This window comes from Bacillus altaicus (assembly GCF_042136375.2).
Lineage (GTDB): Bacteria > Bacillota > Bacilli > Bacillales > Bacillaceae_G > Bacillus_A > Bacillus_A cereus_U.
Genome location: NZ_CM143394.1, coordinates 546603 through 564079 on the forward strand (window position 1 = coordinate 546603; position 17477 = coordinate 564079).

The following is a 17477-nucleotide window of genomic DNA, read 5'->3' on the forward strand; positions in this document are numbered from 1 at the left end:
TAATTTAGTTTTATTAAATTGTTTTGTGCTCTGTATAATAGGGTTTACATGTATTGTAAGTTAGGTTGACGATAGGTTTAAGAAGGAAGGTTTAAATAATGAAAAAGAAAATTTTATTTTGGGTACTCGGTATTATTGGAGTACTAATTATAGGTGGAGGAGTTTATGCTTATAATGTATATTCTTCTGTATCTAAGACATTAGAGGAAGTTCATAAACCTCTAAAGCGTGATCAAAACAACAATAAAGTTGGCGAAAAAATTAGTAACGCTGAACCGGTTTCAATTTTATTATTAGGAGCAGATGAACGTGGTGAGGATAAAGGACGTTCAGATTCTTTAATGGTTATCACGTTAAATCCTAAAAATAATTCAATGAAAACAGTAAGTATCCCTCGTGATACGTATACGGAGATCGTTGGAAAAGGGAAAAGTGATAAAATCAACCATGCCTATGCATTTGGCGGAGTAGATATGTCTGTAGCGACAGTAGAAAAATTCTTGAATGTTCCTATTAATTATTATATTGAAGTGAACATGGAAGGATTTAAAGATATCGTTGATGCAGTCGGCGGGGTAGATGTAAATAATGATTTAGAATTTACGCAGGATAAGCATCATTTCGCTAAAGGGAATATTCACTTAACAGGTGACCAAGCACTAGCATTCACACGCATGCGTAAAGAAGACCCAAGAGGCGATTTCGGCCGCCAAATGCGTCAACGTCAAGTGATGCAGGCTGTTATTAAGAAAGGCGCAAGTTTCTCTTCTTTAGCAAGTTATGGAGATGTACTTACAGCGATTCAAAAGAATGTGAAGACAAACTTAACACAAGATCAAATGTTTGATATGCAAAAGAATTATAAAAATTGTCTGCAGAACAGTGAAGATATCCAAATCCCAGGCGACGGCCACAAAGCCGCTGATGGTATTTGGTACTACTATGTTCCAGATGCAGCAAAACAAGATTTAACGAATAAGTTAAAAGCACATCTTGAATTAAATCGTTAATTTTTAATACCCCTGACCACTTGTAAAGATGGTTAAGGGGTATTTTGTAACTAAGTAATAAAGAATATATACAAAAGGTATACGAGAAATCGTATACCTTTTATATTAGTAAAGTAATTAAGAAATTGTAGTAAATATTCGGGAGGAAAATAATGAACTCAATCTTAATCTGCGGCGGAGCGGGCTATATCGGTTCTCACGCTGTTAAAAAATTAGTGGATGAAGGTTTATCTGTAGTAGTAGTAGATAACTTACAAACTGGTCATGAAGATGCAATTACGGAAGGTGCGAAGTTTTATAATGGAGACCTTCGTGATAAAGGATTTTTAAGAGATGTTTTTAAACAAGAAAATATCGAGGCGGTTATGCATTTTGCAGCTGATTCTTTAGTTGGAGTTAGTATGGAGAAGCCTCTTCAATATTATAATAATAATGTGTACGGTGCACTTTGCTTGCTAGAAGTAATGGATGAGTTTAAGGTAGATAAGTTTATTTTCTCTTCTACTGCGGCAACTTATGGCGAGGTAGATGTAGATCTAATTACTGAGGAAACGATGACAAATCCGACGAATACATACGGAGAGACAAAGCTAGCGATTGAGAAGATGCTTCATTGGTATAGTCAAGCTTCTAATTTGAAGTATAAGATTTTCAGATACTTTAATGTGGCTGGTGCAACTCCAAGTGGTATTATTGGGGAAGATCACCGTCCAGAGACACATTTAATCCCACTTGTTTTACAAGTGGCGTTAGGTCAACGTGAGAAGATTATGATGTTCGGTGATGATTATAATACACCAGATGGTACTTGTATCCGTGATTATATTCATGTTGAAGATTTAGTGGCAGCTCATTTCTTAGGACTTCAAGACCTACAAAATGGTGGGGAAAGTGATTTCTATAACTTAGGAAATGGTAATGGATTCAGTGTGAAAGAAATCGTTGATGCAGTTCGTGAAGTTACGAATCATGAGATTCCCGCTGAGGTAGCGCCACGTCGTGCAGGAGATCCAGCGCGCTTAGTAGCTTCTTCTCAAAAGGCGAAAGAGAAGTTAGGATGGAATCCTGAGTATGTAAATGTGAAGACAATTATTGAGCATGCGTGGGATTGGCATCAGAAGAAACCTAATGGATATGAGAAATAAGTTTAATAAATGAGAGAGGGTACTGTCGTTCAACATATGTTCGACAATACCCTCTCTTTTTTTGTATGATTTTTGCTATACTAAACTGTACTATAATACAGGATGGAAGGAGGAGAATGATGAAAATACTTGTAGTAGATGATGAATCGAGTATTCGTAATTTGATTCGGATGCAGTTAGAGATGGAAGGATATGAAGTATTGACGGCGGCTGATGGGAGAGAAGCTTTAGAGAGATGGAATGAGCAGCCGGATGTACTCATTTTAGATGTGATGCTTCCTGATACGGATGGGTATGAGTTATTACGTTTATTCCGGGAGAAGGATCGTGATATTCCGGTGCTTATGTTGACAGCGAAGAGTCAGATGAATGATAAGTTACTTGGTCTTCAGCTTGGAGCTGATGATTATGTGACGAAGCCTTTTAATTATGCGGAGCTTATTCTTCGGGTGAAGAATATGAGTAGGCGTGTGAAGAAGGAGGAGGCAAATGTAAGTCATGAAGTAATTCGCGCAGGTGAGTTAGTGATTTGTCCTAAGGAGAGAAAGGTACATGTCGAAGGGCAGGAAATTCAGTTAACGTACCGGGAGTTTAATTTATGTCAGTTGTTTGTTTCAAATCCGCAGCGTGTGTTTATGAGAGATGAGTTGCTTGAGAAAGTGTGGGGATTTGAGTATATCGGAAATACGAGAGCGGTTGATATTATGGTGCAAAGACTTCGAAAGAAGCTCGGTACGAGCGGAGAGTATATTAAGACAATTTATGGCGTTGGCTATAAGCTAGATTGTTAAGTGGTGATGATATGTCTTTAAAACGAAATATGGTGTTTGGAATAGTTGGATTGTTGATCCCGATTCTTGTTCTTTTGTATGCAGTTGTTTATATTTCGCTAGAGAAGAATATGTATCATAATGCAGCAGATTCCTTAGAAAAGTTAAGTGTAGAGGCTCAAATTTATACGATGAATTATTTAGAGAAGGAAGTAGAAGTGGAGACATTAGGTCCGAATTCGCTTTTAATTGCTTCATATTTGGCGAAGCGAATGGATGTCCGTGTGCAGATGATTGGGAAGAACGGGGATGTTGTTGCCGACACACAAAAGGGAGCATTACTTCATCGAAATATCGATATTGAGAGTTCTCTAAAAGGAAAGAAAGCTTATGTTTTCGAGGAAGGAGATCCGGCACCCATTCTTTTATTTTCAAGTCCGGTTTATTATGGAAACGATATCATTGGGAGCATTCGTTTTATAAATGAGTTAACGGGTGAGAAGGAAGTTTTAACAAATGTGAGTTGGACGTTTTTAATGACGTCACTTTGTTTAGTAGCTGCTGGTATTTTCTTTGCAATTCGTTTGGCGAAGTCTCTCCATAAACCAATTGATCAGTTAAGGCAAATGGCACATCGGCTTGCGAATGGAGATTATGAAAGTAAGATTGAGTTAAATGAGTATGTGGAAATTGCGCAGCTTTCAGCGTCCTTTAATGCGATGGCTGATGGGATTGAACTGCATATTAAGCAGCTGAAGGAAGAGAAAGAGAAACAGAAAGATTTCTTGGACCGCATTACGCATGAGTTGAAAACACCGCTTACGGCAATTATCGGTTATGTAGATTTAATTCCGAAGTTACAATCGAAGGAGGATGTGCAGGAGAGTCTTCGTTATGTGGCTATTGAAAGTGAGCGTTTATTATCACTTGTAGAGGAACTACTTAAGTCTTCAAAATATGGGACGAGCACATTTGAAGTGTCTCCTACAGTTGTGAATATAAAGGAATTGGCAGAGGAAGCAGTTTCGATTGTGAAACCTCGATTGCAGCAGTTTGAAATGGAAGTTATGAATGAGTTAACGGAAGTACACGTCGTTGCGGACTTTGATAAGACGAAGCAAATTTTCTTGAATGTGCTTGATAATGCGATTAAATATAGTGATGCTACGCAAGTTCGTATGAATGTAATTATAAATGAGCAGGAAGCAAAGGTGTTTGTTCATGATGATGGTATTGGTATGGATGAAGGTGTGCTTGCAGAATGGAATGAGTCTCCGGAAGGTAAGGTGCTTCCTTCTAGTTACGGGAATGGTTATGGTTTATACATTTGTCAGGAGATTATGAAGAAGCAAGGCGGAAGTATGCGAATTGAGAGTAGTGAAGAAATGGGAACTACAATATGTATGACATTTTTACTTCCGAGACGGATGGAAGACATAAAAAACTTGAAAGCGGTTAAATGATACATTTATGAAACAATTATGCGGTATTTTTGAAACAACGTTTTTTTATCTTGGAGGTAGGCAGAAATGAAAAGGCTATCATTTCAAATTCTTATGTTTGTCTTTTGTATGATCGTTTCTCTTATTTTGTTTTATGTTATTGAGAAGCAAATATATAATCGAATCACAATTGTGGATGACAAACAAGCCGTTTTACAAAGAGTGAATGAATCCCTTCCTACTGAAGTGAAAGTAAGGCATGAGAAGTGGGGAGAAATTGTTGTAACGGATGAAGTTCGGTTGCATACGATTGTTTCATTCTTTGACCGAATTCGAATAGAACCGAGAGAAGCTAAGAGCCAAGAACAAGTATTTACTGGAGAAGTAACGTACTTGAATGGACATAAACGTACTTTTGCAGTAGGTGACTTGTTCCAGTATGAGGCTAATGTATACGGAAAGAATGGCACGGATCCGATGATCTCAGCATTTCAAACGTATTTATTAAGTCTGTATTATACACCAGAGCGCATTAGTAATTTCTTTGCGGAGGCAAAGGAAGTTGTAGTGAGGCAAGGGGATGTAATACGTACTATAGATCTTACGCAAATATTTGATTCTATTCGATACGCAAAGCAAATTATAGATTACGGAGAAATTCAGAAATTATTACAATCACAGAATGAGCCGATTGCTTATATTACTGCCTATAAAACAGGCAAACATGTAAAGAATGAGCGAGAGGATATTCTAACTATTTCTGTGTATCCATCGTACTTTGTTGTGCAATATCTCGGTGATAATAACGGGAATGTCATGTATATGAAGGGCTCCCTAGCAGAGTTATTTGTAAAGGAGAATGTGTCATGAGAAAGATAGCCTTTTTCTTCTTTTTGCTAGTAATCGGAGGAGCGATGTCTAGTTGCTCTCGAGATACAACCTCTATTAAATATAATAAAAGTGGTCTCCCTATTTTGGATGATCGTCATCTCGTTGCGTATGTAGCAGCCCGTGAGGAAGTTGGTGAAGCTTTACTTTCGTCATTTTGTAAACAACGAGGGTGTACATATGAATTTATTCGCCTATCGACAGAAGAACTTCTTCGGAGAGTAGAAGAGGAAGCTGGAAATCCGAAGGCGGATATTATTATTGGCGGTACAGTAGATGCGCATCAAATGATGAAGCAAAAGAACCTTTCTATTCCTGTTATGAGCCAGCATGCGAATCGCATTTCAAAGACTGTTAAAGATAAAGACGGTTATTGGTACGGTTATGAGGTGGAGAAACTGGCAATCGCGATTAATAAAGAGCGGTGGAATGAAGAAATAGCGCCGCTCGGTCTTCCATATCCATCAAGGTGGCAAGATTTATTAGATCCGGTATATACGGGTAAGATTGTAATGCCTGATCCAAATGTTTCCGGCACAGCATATACTTTGTTTCAATTACTTATTGATACTTTAGGTGAAAGAGAAGCGAAAGAGTATGTTAAGAATCTTGCAAGGCAAGTTGGTGAAGTAACGGTGAATGGTTATATGCCCGCGGAACTGGTTGCAAGCGGTGAATATATGATAGGCATCAATTTTGCGGGAGATCAGAGAATGCTTCAGAAACAAGGCTTTCCTATTATAAGTAATGAACCTGAGCAAACAGGATTATCTGTTAATGCGATTTCGAAACTGAAGCGTGCACCGAGTGGTTTTATTGCGGACTTATTTATTGATTATTGTTTATCAGAAGAAGCGGGGCACATTTTAGAAAAAGTTTCGTTTGGCGTACCAACGATGTTTGCGAAGAATCAGAAAGAGATAGAAGGTCAGCCGGTTAGAAGAACGAACAAAAATATATCAAATAGTGGAATAATCGAGATATGGAATAGACAACGTCTCTCTCAGCATTGAGAAAAGGAGACGAAAGAATATGTTTAAATGGCTTAAGCCAGCACCTGCAATTGAGAGATTGCCGGCGGATATGATTGACAGGGTATACAAATTATTACGTATTCGTGTGCTAATAGGAATTTCAGTTGGGTATGCTGCTTATTATTTAGTGCGTAGTAACTTTACGTTATCAAGTACGTATTTAGTACAAGAATATGGTTTTAGTACAGCTGAAATTGGATTGCTAGGTTCAGTAATGGCAATTGTTTATGGGTTCAGTAAGTTCTTTATGGGGAATTTATCCGATAAAGCTTTCGCCCAGCGCTTTATCGCAGTCGGTTTATTCTTATCGGGGCTTGTAAATATTTGTTTCGGTTTTGCATCTTCATTTGGGATGATTGTTACATTACTTGTTCTGAACGGTATTGTACAAGGTATGGGAGCACCACCTTGTAGTATCGTTATGACGAAATGGTTCTCGAAGAAAGAACGTGGTACGAAAACAGGTATTTGGAATATTTCACATAACGTTGGTGGAATGCTAGTGCCGCCCCTTGTCGGAATTGGTGTAGGTATTTTCGGTGAAAATCATTGGCAAGGCGGCGTATTTATTTTCCCAGCGATTATCGCAATGGTAATTGCAGTTCTTGTTTGGATTAATGCGAAGGATACACCAGAATCTGAAGGTCTTCCTCCAATTGATGAGTATCGTAATGACTATGAAAATCTTGAAAAAGCAGATAATGCTAATAAGATGTCACCAAAAGAAATTTTAATGAAATATGTAGTGACAAATAAGTTCGTTTGGTATTTATGTATTGCGAATGCATTTGTTTATTTAATTCGTTTCGGTGTTATTAACTGGGTTCCACTTTATTTAACAACAGTTAAAGGTTTTTCAAAAGCAGAAGCACATGCTGCATACGCGATTTTTGAAGGGATGGCAATTCCAAGTTCATTAATCGTTGGTCTTTTAAGTGATAAGTTATTTAAAGGAAAACGTATGCCATTATGTATTATGAGTATGGCCGGAGTTGTTATTGGTACGGTTGTATATTGGCAAGCATCTAGCGTACTTGTTGTAAGTATTGCCGTTTCTATTATCGGTTGTTTAATTTACGTACCACAGTTTTTAATCGGTTTAAGTGCGATGGAATTAGTACCGAAATTTGCAGTAGGTACGACAGTTGGTATGTGTGGTCTGTTCGGTTATGTAGGTGGAAGTCTTGTAGCAAACGCAGCGATTGGTGTTATTGTTGATCGTTCTGGTTGGGACGGCTGTTTCATATTATTACTAGCAGGCGGTATTTTATCAACAGTATTCTTATTTATCGTTCAGCGTGGACATGAGAGAAAAGGCCCTAAAGTGGCGTAAATATTTTGTTCGGAAAAGCTATCCAATTATTATTTTGGATGGCTTTTTCTATATGAAATATCTTTTCCTTAAAACTATCTTAAAAGATAAGATGTCATATTTCTAATCATTGGTATTTTTGTTGCAATATAATTGGTTGTGTAAAACGTTATAAAGTGGGTGTAATAATATATATAGGTCCACTATAAAATATCATCATGTTCAGGATACCCGATAATGTTTGTAAAAAGCATAAGAGGAGAACGATACGCTATACCACATAAAATACAAAAATCACATCTTTTAAGAGTTTATAAACGTTATTATAATATAAACTCTGACAGTGAAACGGTCAGCTTCATCTATGATGATATCAGCTCCGTCTATGATAAATTCAGCCTTGACAGTAAAACAATCAGCTCCGTCTATGATAAATCCAGCCTTGACAGTAAAACAATCAGCTCCGTCTATGATAAATTCAGCCCTGACAGTGAAACAATCAGCTTCATCTATGATGATATCAGCTCCGTCTATGGTAAATTCAGCCCTGATAGTGAAACAATCAGCTTCGTCTATGATAAATTCAGCCCTGACAGTGAAACAATCAGCTTCATCTATGATGATATCAGCTCCGTCTATGATAAATTCAGCCTTGACAGTGAAACAGTCAGCTTCATCTGTGATGATATCAGCTCCGTCTATGATAAATTCAGCCTTGACAGTGAAACAATCAGCTTCATCTATGATGATATCAGCTTTGAATAACAGAGTGTTATTTTAAATAAGGTAAACCTTTTATTATACCATAAGGTCTTTGTTTTTATCCGCTGTCTATGGGGGAAATGTTTTTCTGCTTGTAAAACAGGTGGACAGTTGTCCACTTATTTTTAAAGGATTTTGTGGACATGTATAATTTTCTTTTTTTCTGAATGGCTATAAATCAACCTTTTTAAACAAAAATAATAGAGTCTCCTAAAAAGTGTCTTAAAAAAGTAGACACTTTTTAGGAGACTATTATCTACATGTTTTTATTTGGGTGAAACTTTAGTATAGGGGAGATGAACTTATAAACGTAGACTTTTTAATACTACAGTGTAGGGCTTATGCTTATATGGTTTACTCGTTGATGCCCTGGTTGGGACGACAGCTTCATGTTGCTACTAGCAGGTGGTATTTTATCAACAACCTTCTTATTCATCGTTCAACGTGGGCACGAGAGAAAAGATACGAAAGTAGCGTAATAGTTAGTTAGAAAAGCCATCCAAAGACTATTTTGGATAGCCTTATTTATATAAAATAATACTTCCTTAAAACTATCTTAAAAGATAGGATGTCATATTTCTAATCATTGGTATTTTTGTTACAATATAAATGATTGTGTAAAACTTTGTAAAATGAGTGTAACAATGTAAGTGGGGTTATAATTTTCCGAAAGTTTTATACAATTAAATATCTATTAAACTATTAAGATATAAAAGGAGAGAGAATATGTTACCAAATACGGTTCGTACTCCAAACAAGAAGAAGAAATGGATTATCATCGGAGTTATTGCACTAATTGTTATTGTTGCAGCAGTTAATATTTTTGTTATGCAAGGTAAGAAGAAAGGTACAGCGACGAATGAGGCTGTGAGCTTTGAGAAAGTGACCGAGCGTAAGCTTAATAATACGAAGTTAATTTCTGGTCAGGTGAAGCCAGGGAATATTGAAAGTTTCTATGCGGATCCGACTAAAGGAAAAGTGAAAGATATCGCAGTGAAAGAAGGACAAGAGGTAGAGAAGGGAACGAAATTATTCTCTTATGATAATGAAGAAATTAATCTTCAAATGAAGCAAGCTGAGCTTGATCAGAAGATGGCTGATATGCGTTATGATCAAGGGAAAAAGAAGATTGATTCGTTGAAGAAAGAAATTAAGAAGGCAAAAGATAGTGGGGCTGGGAAAGAAGTAACAGACCCAATGGAAGAACAAGTAAGTGAGTTAGAAATGGCGCAAAAAACAACTGATCTTGAGAAAGAAAAAGGGAAGTTGCAAAAAGAAGAGTTAAATAAAAAGCAGAAGGAACTTACGATTTATAGTAACTTTACGGGTGTTGTTCAAAAGTTAGATAAAGATGCAGCACAAAGTTCATCACAAGCATTAGGTGGTCAAGGGAAAGCATTTTTACAAGTTGCTTCTAAAGACCCATTCCAAATTCAAGGGACATTAACTGAACTTCAGAAATCACAAATTCAACCAGAGCAAACGTTTACTGTCACTGCGAAAGCAAACAATAAGAAAAAGTGGACAGGTAAGATTATAGAAGTAAGCGAATTCCCAACGAGTGCAGAGATGGCTCAAGCTGCTGGTGAGGGAACTCAAAATATGTCTCAATATACATATAAAGCAAGTCTTGATAGCCAAGATGGTTTGTCTCCAGGTTATCATGTTTCTTTACAAGTAAATTTAGAGAATAAGACGATGATTGCTGTTCCAAGTAAGAGCATTGTAGAAAAAGGCGAAGATGCATTTGTTTATATCGAAGAGAAAGGAAAGCTTCGTAAACAAAATGTGAAAAAAGGTGCTACTGATGGAGACTGGACAGAGATTGTTGAAGGCGCAACAGTGGGGCAAAAGGTGGTTAAAAATCCTTCCGACAACGTGTATGACGGAATGGAAGTGAAAGAGAAATGATTACGTTAAATAATATTTCTAAAACATATTACCAGGGAAAGCTGGCAGTGCCAATTTTACATGGTATTAGTTTAACGATTCAGAGCGGTGAGTTTATTTCGATTATGGGACCGTCTGGCTCTGGTAAATCAACGCTTATGAATATTATCGGTTGTTTAGATCGTCCAACAGAGGGCGAATATATGCTCAATGATGTGAATATCTTAACAGCAGACGAGTCAAAGCTTGCTTTAATTCGTAATGAGTATATCGGTTTTGTGTTCCAGCACTTTAATTTATTACCACGTCTTTCTGCGGTGGAAAACGTTGAACTTCCGCTCATCTATGGTGGAGTAAAGAAAGCAGAGCGTCGTCAAAGGGCTCTGGACGCACTTAGTAAAGTTGGTTTATCAGACAGAGTTCATCATTTGCCGAGTGAGTTATCAGGTGGACAGAAGCAGCGTGTCGCTATCGCAAGGTCGATTGCGAATAACCCAACGTTTATTATGGCCGATGAGCCGACAGGTGCGCTCGATACGAAGTCTGGTGCACAAGTTATGGATATTTTCACGAAGCTCAATGCAGAAGGTACGACGATCGTTATGGTTACGCATGAGGAAGAGGTAGCCGCGTATTCTTCTCGTCGTATTGTACTAAGGGATGGAAAAATTACAGAAGATAGAAGGTGTGCGGTATGAGCTTACTAGATAGTATGAAAATTGCCTTATCTTCTATTTTAGCTCATAAACTACGCTCAGCTCTGACGATGCTTGGGATTATTATCGGTGTAGGATCTATTATTACCGTCGTTGCGATTGGGCAAGGCGGGGAAGCTGCACTGAAATCTCAATTTGTTGGGTCAGGTAATCAAACGGTTCCGATTCATTATAGTGCCGATATGAATGATCCTTTTGGTATGGGGATGGTAGAAGCACCGAAGATAACTGAAGAAGATATTTTTGAAATTAAGAAAATTCCAGAGATCGCACATGTTGTAACAACAAATTCAAGTATGGAACCACTTGATATTGAAGATAAAATAGAAATGGTGAGTATTACTGGATTAGACAGTGAGTACTTTGCAGTAAATAAAGTAAAGTTGTTAAAGGGACGTTCTTTACAAGAATCAGATGTGGATCAAGGTAATAACGTTGTCATGATTAGTAAACAAATGGAAGAAAAGGTGTTTAAGGATGCCAATCCAGTCGGTAAAATTATTGAAATGAAAGGTCAACCGATGCAAATTATTGGTGTCTATAAATCAGATAACGAGTTTATGGGAATGGGACCATCAGAAGCACTAGTTCCAATTTCATTATGGCCGACACTGTATGGAAAAGATGAAATTCAAAATATTTCTGTTCAAGCAAAAAATGTAGATAATCTAGAAAAAGCAGGTAAAAAAGCTGCAGATGTCTTAAACAGTCGTAAACCGAGTGATGCAACTGGTAAATACGAGGTTATGAATTTAAAAGAACTTCAAGAAGGTATTTCAAAGATGACGGGTATCATGACAATGATCATCGGTGGTATCGCTGGTATTTCATTAGTCGTTGGTGGTATTGGTGTAATGAACATTATGCTCGTATCTGTAACGGAGCGTACGCGTGAAATTGGGGTACGTAAAGCACTTGGAGCAACACGTAGTAAAATTTTATTACAGTTTTTAATTGAAGCAGTTATGTTAACGCTTCTAGGTGGTTTAATCGGAATTGGCCTTGGATATGGCGGGGCATATATTGTTTCGACATTTGCGAAATGGCCACCGCTCGTTTCGTGGGAAGTTGTCGTTGGAGGCGTATTGTTCTCTATGACACTAGGTATTATCTTCGGATTAATTCCAGCGAACAAAGCTGCGAAATTAGATCCAATCGAAGCACTTCGTTATGAGTAAATTATTAGTGTAGTAGAGAAGGGGTTCTCTACTACACGTTACCGTTCTAGCGGGCGGTTCGTAGCCTCTATATGAGGATGTGAACCGCCCGTTAGAACGGGTTATATAAATAGAAGGAGGCGTTATGATGGAAGCGAATTTGAATACGCAAAAAGTTGGCGGAGAGAAGCCCTCATTATTTGGAATGATTACATCTCCAGGTTTGCAGTTTGAGAGAATGAAGACTAGTAATGCGGTTTGGGGTGCGTTTTGGATACTTGTTTTATTAGGAGCAGTTATTGGTGGACTTGCTGCTTATGTAGGCTCCTTAACCCCAGAAGCCATTAAGCTTAATAAGGAGTTAGGTTTTGACGTTCCACCTGCAGTGACGTTTGGTATGGGATTCGGAATTGGTGCTTTAGGTATGGGGATAAGTTTCTTCATTAGTGCAGCAGTGTATAAAGTATTAATGATGTTTATGAGCAATGATACTTCTTATAAGAAATTATTAACAATTAGCGTATATACAAGCATTATTTCATTACTTGGCGTATTGTTGAATACGGTTTTAGCGTTTGTTTTAGGTGGATCAGGACAAGAAATGTATACTGGATTAGGTCCTATCTTTGCTTCAAGTAGCGGGGTTGTAAAAGGTATTGCAAGTAAATTTGAAGTATTTACAATTTGGGGATTTGTTATAACGTGGTTAGGTCTGCAAATTACGGCAGGTTTAAGTAAAAAGCAGGCAACAACTATTACTATTGTCTTCTTTGTCTTAACTCTTGGACTGGGTGCGTTACAAGGTATGTTCCAATAATAAAATGAAAAAGGTGGCTCTTCCTAAAATGTACCCTATAGAATAGACACTGGAAAAAAGTCTATTCTATAGGGTATTTCTTGTATAATGAGAGAAAATTGGGATCGGAGAAAGTTCAAAATGACAAAAAAGCTATTTACAGAAAGAGACATTCAAATTCTATCAAATAACCCCTACATAAAATCTGTAAGTCAGAAAGGTATCACTTATACAGATGAATTTAAGCGTATTTTTATTGAGGAAAATGAGAAAGGAAAACTACCTCGAAATATTTTTGAAGAATGTGGTTTTGATATAGATATGATTGGAATGAAACGAATTATGTCATCAGGAAGTAGGTGGCGTGCTGCTTACAGAAAAAATGGTGTATTTGGTTTGCGAGATACACGCACCCAAAACGCGGGAAGAACTCTTGAGAGAGAGCTTACGTTAGAAGAGAAGTATGCTCGTTTAGAAGCCGAACGGAACTTACTAAAGGCAGAAAATGAATTGTTAAAAAAGATCAAACTTATGGAAGGGAGGATGAGAAGGAAATAACGTTATCACCTAGTCAGAAATATATCCTGATTCGTTCTGTCATCATAAAATATAACTTAAGAAATATGGTGAGTTATTTGTGTAAAGTAGCTGGTGTATCCCGTTCGGATACTATAATTATTTTTCCATTTCATCTCAAGAACAACGGAAACAAAAGAACAATCAAGATGAAATCGTGAAAAAAATCATATTAAAAGCACTTCGATTTAGAAATCGAAAGAAAGGGGCTCGTCAAATAAAAATGACATTGGTGGGTCATTTTCAAGTTGTCTACAATTTAAAGCGTATCCGTAGAATCATGAAAAAATATGAGATTATCTGTCCGATTCGGAAAGCAAATCCTTATAAAAGAATGCTGAAAGCTTCAAAAGAACATCGAGTAGTGCCGAATCAATTAAATCGAGAATTTAAACAAAACACCCCAGGAAAAACGCTTCTTACAGATATCACTTATTTAGTTTACGGTAAGAATAAAAGAGCTTATTTATCTACAATTTTAGATGGCTCAACCAATGAAATTTTAGCTTACCATGTTTCAGAACAGATGACATTAGACCTCGTAACAACAACTCTTCATAAACTAAAACGGAATAAGAGGATTCGATTGACTGAAGGTGCATATATTCATTCAGATCAAGGAGCCCACTACACAAGCCCTACCTACCAAAAATTAGTCAAAAAGCTAAAGCTCGGACAATCTATGTCAAGAAGAGGGAACTGTTGGGATAACGCTCCACAAGAATCATTTTTTGGTCATCTGAAAGATGAAGCACATATAAAACCTTGCGAGTCTTTTACTGAGTTGAAACAAGAGATTAAGAAATATATGACGTACTATAATCACTATAGATATCAATGGAATTTAAAAAAGATGACTCCTGTTGGATACAGAAATCATCTTCTTGATGTTGCCTAACTTTTTTAAAAATGTCCTTTACAAAGGGTACAGATTATCCTAGAGTCACCTTTTTTTATTTTTACCCCTATTTCAAATACCCCCAGCAGAATTTCAAATTCTGCCTAGTGTAATTTCAAATTCCGGCAGCAGTATTTGAAATTACCCACAATGAAATTTCTTTTCTCTTTTTATATTGTAGAGGTACCGCGGAATACTGAAGAGGTATACCTTTTAGAAACGGGTACTGTGTGAGGCCAGCGGCTTTTGCAGATACAGTTGTTTTGTATGAGGGTATGATTATAAATCAAATAAAGAGGTTAAATATTTATCAAGATCATGAAGAGTATTACCAATGTGGCTTGATTGGTCTTTGGTATGCTTATGAAAGGTATGAGGAGGAGAAAGGAAGTTTTCCTGCTTATGCTGTCGTAACAGTACGTGGTTATATATTGGAAAGATTGAAGAAAGAATGTGTAGTGCAAGAGAGGTATGTGTGTACCGGAGAGTATGGTGAACGATTTGGGTATGAAGATGTGGGAACGAGGGCGAAGGACTTTATGAGCGTGTTAGATGAGAGGGAGAGGCACATCATTTCAGAGCGATTCTTTACAGGGAAAACGATGGGAGAGATAGCTGCTGAAATGGGGATGACGTACTATCAAACGAGATGGTTATATCGAAGGGCACTTGAGAAAATGAGAGATAGTGTAAGGGAGTAAAAATAAGACTGGAAGGCGAGAAAATATTGCCTTCCAGTCTATTTATTTTAAGGTAGTGAATCTTTCATGTTCATTCGAGATAATACATGTCCAGATTTTAAAAATTGTTGCTGTAACTTATGAGAACCTATTTGTATTGTTATGGTAGTTCCGTTAAAAAAATGAATGTTAGCCTTGTTAGTTTTTTTGGAAAACTCTATCTCCTCTATATGGTTATAGAACAACCAAATGCAGTTTGGAGAAGAAGGAGATTCTGTTGGAAAAACGCAAATATATTCTTTGTGATTAATCGGAATTGGAACATTTTGTTTGAGCTTAAAGTTTATTTGAACTGCATTACGTCTACCTTGGTAAGTAGACTGAACATGTGTTAGACAATATTTCTTTATGAGTTGGATAGCTGTTTGGCGAGAATACAGAGGGTTACCGCTACTGTCGAAAATTTTTGTCCGGTAATAAGGGTGTTTGCAAGGTTCGAGCATCATTGTAGAACTAGAAATAAAAATATCATTTTCATTATCCATGATTCTAAAATCCTCCCTCATAAAATTATTATTCCGAATATAAGTATATAATAATCATGTAAATCTATTGTTAATCTTCTGTTGTGTATTGTAAATTTTTGATGTTCGTTTACAATCAATAGATGGTAGTCTTTCTAATTTGCCTCGCTTGTACATATATATGAAAATAGAAAAGAGTAGGCGGTGATATAGCATGAAGAAAAAGTATATTATTATGGCTCTAGCTGTTGTTCTCTTAGTTTATTTAGCAAACAGTAATCCGGGTAAGGGAGAATATACGGATTGGGCAGCAAAACAATTTATGAAGCGTAATGATGTGAGTAAGAAGCTAGAAGAGGTTGAGAAAGAAAACAAAGAGGGTATACTTGGCGACTTAGCATCAGCGGGAAAGAAATTGGCAAATAAGTATGTTGAACCACAAGTTGGATTATTAATCGAACATTATACAAAGCGGAATGATTATATTTTCTTCTCAACATATACGACAGAGTTTGATTTAGGTGGGGAGAATTATAAGTATGTTTGTGTTGGTTTTTCAAATATCTTTATCCCAATTGAAATGCCGAAGAAAAAAGACGAATCTGCAAAATAATGCAGATTCGCCTTTTTGATTTACGGAGTGATCTGAACTTCAGATACGTTTTTTTCTATGAGGCGAGCTCCTTTTTTACGAGTATTTTCACCAATTGATGAAAATACAGATGAAGAAAGAATGGTATCCATTACTTGATTTACGACTAGTTCATTTACTGGTGTAATGGGATTATCGATAGAAAAGACAACTGTTTTTCCATCTTCTTTTACGAAAACTAACTCTAGTACTTGCATGCTTTATTCCCTCCTTTTTATTTATCCCGCTATTGGCGGGTAGTAAGATTCCCACCTCAAAATTCAGCTGGAGCAAAGAAGTTAGGTGGGAGATCAACTGCCCGTAAACGCCCGATTGGTGAAGGCTAATAATCAGTGGGGGATGAACAAAACCCCCACTGATTAAAGTTTCACTTTACAGGTTAGAAAGATCTGACGTGCTTACAAGTTGTACAGCGTGAAGTGATGATTTCTGTAGTGAAGCAAGAGCACGTGCTACTTCATGTACTTTTCCTAAATCTGCATTTGTTTTCACACGTTTGAATTGCTTGGTCTTAAAAACTGTTTTACCGTTTTTGTCTAATCCTCCGTTTAATACAAGGCGTAAAGTTAAATCCATTACGATTGTTTCAACTGCCATGTTTATCACCCCCTTTCACTTTATAAATAGGGGGTAAATGTCATGTTTTGGCGTGAAATTTTTTCTTTTTTTTGGTACTCTTAAAAGACTAAGAGAGGAGCTTTCGGGAGAATGAATCGTAAATGGTTATTTTGGATTCCTGTATTACTATGGATGGGGATTATTTTCTATTCTTCAGCACAGCCATATAAAAAACAGGATATGCGCTCGGATATTGAGCAATATATAAATGTTGAGTTTGTGAAAGAGCATTTTTCATGGGTATCTATTGATTATGGCGGAGGTACGCCTGTTAGTATTGCAAATAAAGGTGTAGGTGGATTTGTTGAGTTTTTCCTTCGTAAAGGTGCTCATTTTATGGTGTTCTTTATGCTTGGTTCATTGACGTATTATGCTTTTCATCGATCGGGTTATTCGAGAAAAAGGTGCTTTGCATACGCCCTCCTTTTCGTTGCGGGGTATGCAACATTTGATGAAATTCATCAATGGTTTACGGGAGACCGTACACCGATGTGGCAAGATTCATTGCTTGATACGTGCGGTGGGTTAACAGGAATTATAATAAGCAATTGGTTTTGGAATAGAAAAAGGAGCTAATCTCAGTTAGAGATTTGCTCCTTTTTCATTT

18 protein-coding genes and 1 pseudogene are annotated in these 17477 nt (G+C 37.0%); 16 read left to right on the top strand and 3 right to left on the bottom strand.

Annotation, left to right across the window (positions count from 1 at the left end; all coding sequences use genetic code 11):
• Positions 1-98: 98 nt before the first annotated feature.
• From tagU to ACE38F_RS02830, 14 genes and pseudogenes are all read left to right on the top strand, one after another.
• Complete coding sequence (tagU, locus tag ACE38F_RS02765) at positions 99-1010, top strand: polyisoprenyl-teichoic acid--peptidoglycan teichoic acid transferase TagU (RefSeq protein ID WP_375371171.1); 912 nt, start codon at positions 99-101, stop codon at positions 1008-1010.
• A 152-nt stretch (positions 1011-1162) separates the two neighbouring features.
• The gene (gene galE / locus ACE38F_RS02770) at positions 1163-2155 is read left to right on the top strand and encodes a UDP-glucose 4-epimerase GalE (protein WP_375371170.1); all 993 of its coding nucleotides are present in this window, start codon (positions 1163-1165) and stop codon (positions 2153-2155) included.
• 119 nt (positions 2156-2274) lie between these two features.
• On the top strand, positions 2275-2946 hold the full coding sequence (locus ACE38F_RS02775; protein ID WP_375371169.1) for a response regulator transcription factor: 672 nt from the start codon (positions 2275-2277) through the stop codon (positions 2944-2946).
• 11 nt (positions 2947-2957) lie between these two features.
• Positions 2958-4388: an ATP-binding protein gene (locus tag ACE38F_RS02780; RefSeq protein ID WP_375371168.1), complete on the top strand. Its 1431-nt coding sequence runs from the start codon at positions 2958-2960 to the stop codon at positions 4386-4388.
• Between the two features lie 66 nt (positions 4389-4454).
• Complete coding sequence (locus tag ACE38F_RS02785) at positions 4455-5237, top strand: DUF3919 family protein (RefSeq protein WP_375371167.1); 783 nt, start codon at positions 4455-4457, stop codon at positions 5235-5237.
• Positions 5234-6268, top strand: coding sequence for an ABC transporter substrate-binding protein (locus ACE38F_RS02790; protein WP_375371166.1), 1035 nt, complete (start codon positions 5234-5236; stop codon positions 6266-6268). Before ACE38F_RS02785 ends, ACE38F_RS02790 begins: the two co-directional genes overlap by 4 nt.
• Positions 6269-6287: 19 nt before the next feature.
• On the top strand, positions 6288-7622 hold the full coding sequence (gene pgtP / locus ACE38F_RS02795; protein WP_375371165.1) for an MFS transporter: 1335 nt from the start codon (positions 6288-6290) through the stop codon (positions 7620-7622).
• 216 nt (positions 7623-7838) lie between these two features.
• Positions 7839-8366 (top strand): hypothetical protein, encoded by a 528-nt coding sequence (locus ACE38F_RS02800; protein WP_375371164.1) that lies wholly within the window; start codon positions 7839-7841, stop codon positions 8364-8366.
• 723 nt (positions 8367-9089) lie between these two features.
• The gene (locus ACE38F_RS02805; RefSeq protein WP_375371163.1) at positions 9090-10274 is read left to right on the top strand and encodes an efflux RND transporter periplasmic adaptor subunit; all 1185 of its coding nucleotides are present in this window, start codon (positions 9090-9092) and stop codon (positions 10272-10274) included.
• Positions 10271-10951 carry an ABC transporter ATP-binding protein gene (locus ACE38F_RS02810; RefSeq protein ID WP_002198814.1) on the top strand — a complete coding sequence of 227 codons (681 nt, stop codon included), beginning with the start codon at positions 10271-10273 and terminating at the stop codon, positions 10949-10951. Before ACE38F_RS02805 ends, ACE38F_RS02810 begins: the two co-directional genes overlap by 4 nt.
• Entirely contained in the window at positions 10948-12147 is a 1200-nt protein-coding gene (locus ACE38F_RS02815) for an ABC transporter permease (RefSeq protein ID WP_070170705.1), read from the top strand. Before ACE38F_RS02810 ends, ACE38F_RS02815 begins: the two co-directional genes overlap by 4 nt.
• 127 nt (positions 12148-12274) lie before the next feature.
• Positions 12275-12943, top strand: a complete 669-nt coding sequence (yknW, locus tag ACE38F_RS02820; RefSeq protein ID WP_375371162.1) for a YknW family membrane protein — start codon at positions 12275-12277, stop codon at positions 12941-12943.
• Between the two features lie 120 nt (positions 12944-13063).
• A pseudogene (locus ACE38F_RS02825) lies at positions 13064-14396 on the top strand (IS3 family transposase).
• A 230-nt stretch (positions 14397-14626) separates the two neighbouring features.
• Positions 14627-15097, top strand: coding sequence for a sigma-70 family RNA polymerase sigma factor (locus ACE38F_RS02830; protein ID WP_375370247.1), 471 nt, complete (start codon positions 14627-14629; stop codon positions 15095-15097).
• 47 nt (positions 15098-15144) lie between these two features.
• On the opposite strand, the gene ACE38F_RS02835 is transcribed toward ACE38F_RS02830, so the two are convergent.
• Positions 15145-15621, bottom strand: coding sequence for a competence protein ComK (locus tag ACE38F_RS02835; RefSeq protein WP_375370246.1), 477 nt, complete (start codon positions 15619-15621; stop codon positions 15145-15147).
• A gap of 193 nt (positions 15622-15814) precedes the next feature.
• Here ACE38F_RS02835 and ACE38F_RS02840 point away from each other — a divergent pair, with 193 nt between their 5' ends.
• Positions 15815-16213: a DUF4359 domain-containing protein gene (locus ACE38F_RS02840; protein WP_002034805.1), complete on the top strand. Its 399-nt coding sequence runs from the start codon at positions 15815-15817 to the stop codon at positions 16211-16213.
• 20 nt (positions 16214-16233) lie between these two features.
• Here ACE38F_RS02840 and ACE38F_RS02845 read toward each other — a convergent pair whose 3' ends face one another.
• Together ACE38F_RS02845 and ACE38F_RS02850 are read right to left on the bottom strand one after the other, a co-directional pair.
• Positions 16234-16449 (bottom strand): DUF2922 domain-containing protein, encoded by a 216-nt coding sequence (locus ACE38F_RS02845; RefSeq protein ID WP_002159825.1) that lies wholly within the window; start codon positions 16447-16449, stop codon positions 16234-16236.
• 175 nt (positions 16450-16624) lie between these two features.
• The gene (locus ACE38F_RS02850; protein ID WP_375370245.1) at positions 16625-16849 is read right to left on the bottom strand and encodes a DUF1659 domain-containing protein; all 225 of its coding nucleotides are present in this window, start codon (positions 16847-16849) and stop codon (positions 16625-16627) included.
• 111 nt (positions 16850-16960) lie between these two features.
• Here ACE38F_RS02850 and ACE38F_RS02855 point away from each other — a divergent pair, with 111 nt between their 5' ends.
• Positions 16961-17446 carry a VanZ family protein gene (locus ACE38F_RS02855; protein ID WP_002034802.1) on the top strand — a complete coding sequence of 162 codons (486 nt, stop codon included), beginning with the start codon at positions 16961-16963 and terminating at the stop codon, positions 17444-17446.
• Positions 17447-17477 lie beyond the last annotated feature (31 nt).